Origin of the sequence: Prevotella sp. AM23-5 (genome assembly GCF_003473645.1) — a bacterium.
Lineage (GTDB): Bacteria > Bacteroidota > Bacteroidia > Bacteroidales > Bacteroidaceae > Prevotella > Prevotella copri_A.
This window is the reverse complement of record NZ_QUCG01000056.1, coordinates 1-3,379: the sequence shown is the minus strand read 5'-3', so window position 1 is coordinate 3,379 and position 3,379 is coordinate 1. Positions and strand designations below refer to the sequence as shown.

Annotated in this window: 6 protein-coding genes; all 6 read right to left on the bottom strand. The window is 44.7% G+C overall.

The annotated features are described in order from the left end of the window. Positions 1-329 (bottom strand): ribonuclease H (locus DW657_RS12795; RefSeq protein ID WP_233547022.1); only part of this gene is annotated, 329 nt, incomplete at its 3' end. A gap of 2 nt (positions 330-331) precedes the next feature. Next, on the bottom strand, positions 332-1,012 hold the full coding sequence (locus tag DW657_RS12790) for a DNA alkylation repair protein (RefSeq protein WP_118312811.1): 681 nt from the start codon (positions 1,010-1,012) through the stop codon (positions 332-334). A 2-nt stretch (positions 1,013-1,014) separates the two neighbouring features. Beyond that, positions 1,015-1,683: a hypothetical protein gene (locus tag DW657_RS12785; RefSeq protein WP_118312832.1), complete on the bottom strand. Its 669-nt coding sequence runs from the start codon at positions 1,681-1,683 to the stop codon at positions 1,015-1,017. A gap of 28 nt (positions 1,684-1,711) precedes the next feature. Continuing rightward, positions 1,712-2,302, bottom strand: a complete 591-nt coding sequence (locus DW657_RS12780) for a sugar O-acetyltransferase (protein ID WP_117664183.1) — start codon at positions 2,300-2,302, stop codon at positions 1,712-1,714. Positions 2,303-2,316: 14 nt separating this feature from the next. Beyond that, a complete protein-coding gene (locus DW657_RS12775) occupies positions 2,317-2,550 on the bottom strand; it encodes a hypothetical protein (RefSeq protein ID WP_117664166.1) in 234 nt (77 codons plus the stop codon). 3 nt (positions 2,551-2,553) lie between these two features. Further along, positions 2,554-3,186 carry an HAD-IA family hydrolase gene (locus DW657_RS12770; protein ID WP_158577375.1) on the bottom strand — a complete coding sequence of 211 codons (633 nt, stop codon included), beginning with the start codon at positions 3,184-3,186 and terminating at the stop codon, positions 2,554-2,556. Between the last annotated feature and the right edge of the window lie 193 nt (positions 3,187-3,379).

The window sequence follows — 3,379 nt, the reverse complement described above, 5'->3', positions numbered from 1 at the left end:
ACTGAATTGTGCCTTTTCTTTTCCTCGATGCATTGAATGATCAAGTCTGGATTGGCTGATTTAACCGTTGGAGTCTTGTCAAAGTTCTGAATATAGGCAGCGTTGGTCAGGAATAGAATGTCGGAACCTTCCGGTATTTCCTGCATTACTTTCACCATGAGAGTTAGCATCATTCGGAACTCTGTGGTGTGCAAGTCGCTGATTACATCACGGCTGATGATGTTGCCGTTATGCTCAATTACTACGGCAGCACCACCGGCTCGCTCTTTATGGCCATAATCACATGAACCACCTATCCAAACGTAATATGTAGAAGTATCTTGTGTCATAATTATTTTATCTTCAAAGTCCGCAGATATTCCTTCTGCTCGGGCGTGATTCTGTAGCTCTCGATGGCCTTCTGGATGGTCTTGTTGTGCGTCCAGGCGGCAAGGCGGTTTTGCTCGATGTAGGGAATCGCCTGGTCCCATTGCTTGGCAAGGGCGGTGGCGAAGAACCAGGCTACCATCATTTTTACGTAATACTCTTCGCTCCTTATAGAGGCAGGAATTTCAAGATATTCTGCCTTGAAGTCTTTATCCAGGTAATGAGACATAAGTGTCTCTATTCCAAATCGACAAGTATAAACGTGTGACGATTTACTCCAAGTCTTGATCTTCGCCAATAGCTCCTTCTTGTGTTTGGCAAACACCTTCGGAGACATAATGTCGCAAACAGCCCAGTTGTCCACGAAAGGCAGGAATCTGTCAGTAAGACGAATGCATTCTTCGTAGTCCTTCACCTCGGAAATGAGGAGACCGTGAAGCATATTCTCATCGTAGTATTTGTGAGGAAGCTGATGCAGGAAATCCTCACATTCTGCCTCCTTTGTAAATTCTTTTGTGAACTTGCGGAGCACAGGAACACGAATGCCTATGAAACTTTCCACAGGCACTCCCGGTGTCAGTTTGGCCTGGAAAGCAGCATACTGCTTATCCTGCCTGGCGAACAGTCTTTCTTGAAGTGAAGTCATTTTTATCCAATTAATTTAATAATCTGTTTATCTGAAGCATCAGGCAGGATTTCTTTCAGATGCTCGAAAATTCTTTGGTAAGATTCCTGGGGAGTGCGATTGCATTGACAAGCCTCCCTGCCATAGAGATCTTCGGGAGTATTGAGCAGCGACCACCCCCAGCCATATTCGTGATTGTGCTTGTCACGAGGATAGATGAAATCCTCGGTCACGATGTAAGTCGCCATTTCCAGTCGGGTGAGATAACCGTCAAACTTGCTTCTCATTCCCTTACCCGTGAAACCGCAGGCTGCCCGAAGTTCTCTCGTGATGAGACTGCCCGATGATTGAAGCGTACTGAGAATGGCTCCTTCTATCGATTCTTCATCCGGACGGGGGTATTTGCTTCTTCTGTAGTTGCAGAAGTCCGGCCACCATTTCTGGCTGATGAATCCTGCTTTCTTGTTAAAGAACTTTCCGTACATACACGGCATTTCCTGCACAATCTCGCCCTTCCATTTCCATAGCGGCCAGTCCCAACCGCCTTCAGGAAATGTTACATATCGGCAATCTTCCGCCACGATGTCTTCGGCAGAGAATCCTTCAATGCCACTATCAAGGAGAGGGAGGAACCCGATCTGCTGAATCAGCTCCATCATGCCTGTTGCTGAGTATATTTCTGGAAAATTCATGTTCATCTATTTTTATCCTTTGTACTAGCTATATTAAGCTACGAATAACCTTGCATGGTACACCTCCAACTAGAGTATTTGCATCAACATTTTGGGTTACTACGGCTCCTGCGGCTACAACAGCTCCATCACCAATCGTTACACCTCCAAGAATAGTTGCATTAGCACCAATCCAACAACCATTTCCTATGGTAATTGGCAAGGCATATGTGCGCCAACGGTATTCTCCCGAATCAGGATTCCAATCCTTGGTGAGACGCTCATTCAGGTCAACTGGATGAGAAGCAGTATTTATCTGTACTCCTGGAGCTATAAGCACGTTATCGCCTATGGTTATCTTATTGCAGTCTATCAGCATACAACGATAATTGATGCTTACATTGTTGCCAATAAATATATTGTCACCAAATCCAATAATAATACCATCCCCTACGCTTACATTATTTCCAATACTACCAAACAACTCTTTTAGCATTTCATATCGCTTGCTTCGGTCAGTGTATGGCAGAGAGTTGTAACGCTGCATCCATTCTGTAGCCAAGGATTTACGTTCTATAAATTCGGGCGAATGGCAGTTATAAAGCATACCTGCCAAACACTTCTCTGATTCTGTTTTCATAATCATCGCCTTTTTTATGTTATTATCAATTCGTTCAGTTTATCCTCTCTGATAATCTTAGGCTGAGCCTTGCCAGCGAGAATGAGAATCTTTTTACCATTACGATAAATATGAAGCTGTCGTGAGCGAACCACGGCTGTCAGCTCCTCATCATTCTGCATGGCTTGCCAGATAGGATAATATACTCCCTCAGGTTCAAACAACTTCTTCTGAAGATGTGAACAGAGATTTGTTGTATCAATAGTCATAAGCTATTCTATGTTCTTGTTAATTTCTTGCCATTCCAGATGCTCTTCCAGATGATTGGGCTTTACCAGTACGCTCTGGAAACCAAAACGCTTGCCTGCTTCGGCATTCTCTGAGCGGTCATCGAAATAGAGGGTGGTGGCAGGATTCAATCCAGTCTTCTGCGTCATCTCTTCATAGATTTCGATAGATGGCTTCTCCTTCCGCATGGCGTATGAGAGGAACACTTCATCAAACAGCTTGTCTGTGGAATATCCCAGCTGATTCATCTGACTGACTGATTTCTGCCAAAGCGTATCGTTGATGTTGCTGAGCAGATAGACCTTGTACCGCTTCCGAAGCTTGACCAATGCCTCCAGTCTTTCCACGGGCAGATTGCCACACAGCTCTTCGAGAACTTTCTCAATATCCTCAGTTGTGGTTCCTTTGCGGCAAAGGCTCAGCATCTTTTTCAATGTTTCTGCTTCTGCCACCAGACCATTGATATATTGGTGCATCAGTCTCTTGATTTTGCGGACATGGATTAGTCGCTTGAACGCCGTAACGCCCAGGCTCTCCATGGCTTTTACAACAGAGGCATCATCAATGTTCACGATGACACCTCCATAATCAAAGACGAGTGTTTCTATCTGTTTCATGCTCATTTTCCTATTGTTAGAATTTATCTATTTCCGTGAAACGATTAAAATTTTGCTGAAAACTCCATCAGCATTTTCTGGGCAAGGGGAGCGTACCAGGTCTTCACCTCTTGCTCTGTAGGCGTGTGACCGCCAGGGAAATGGAAGGCTTGGTTGTAATGCTTCAGGAAGAGAGGGGAGAAGTGAGCCAGGG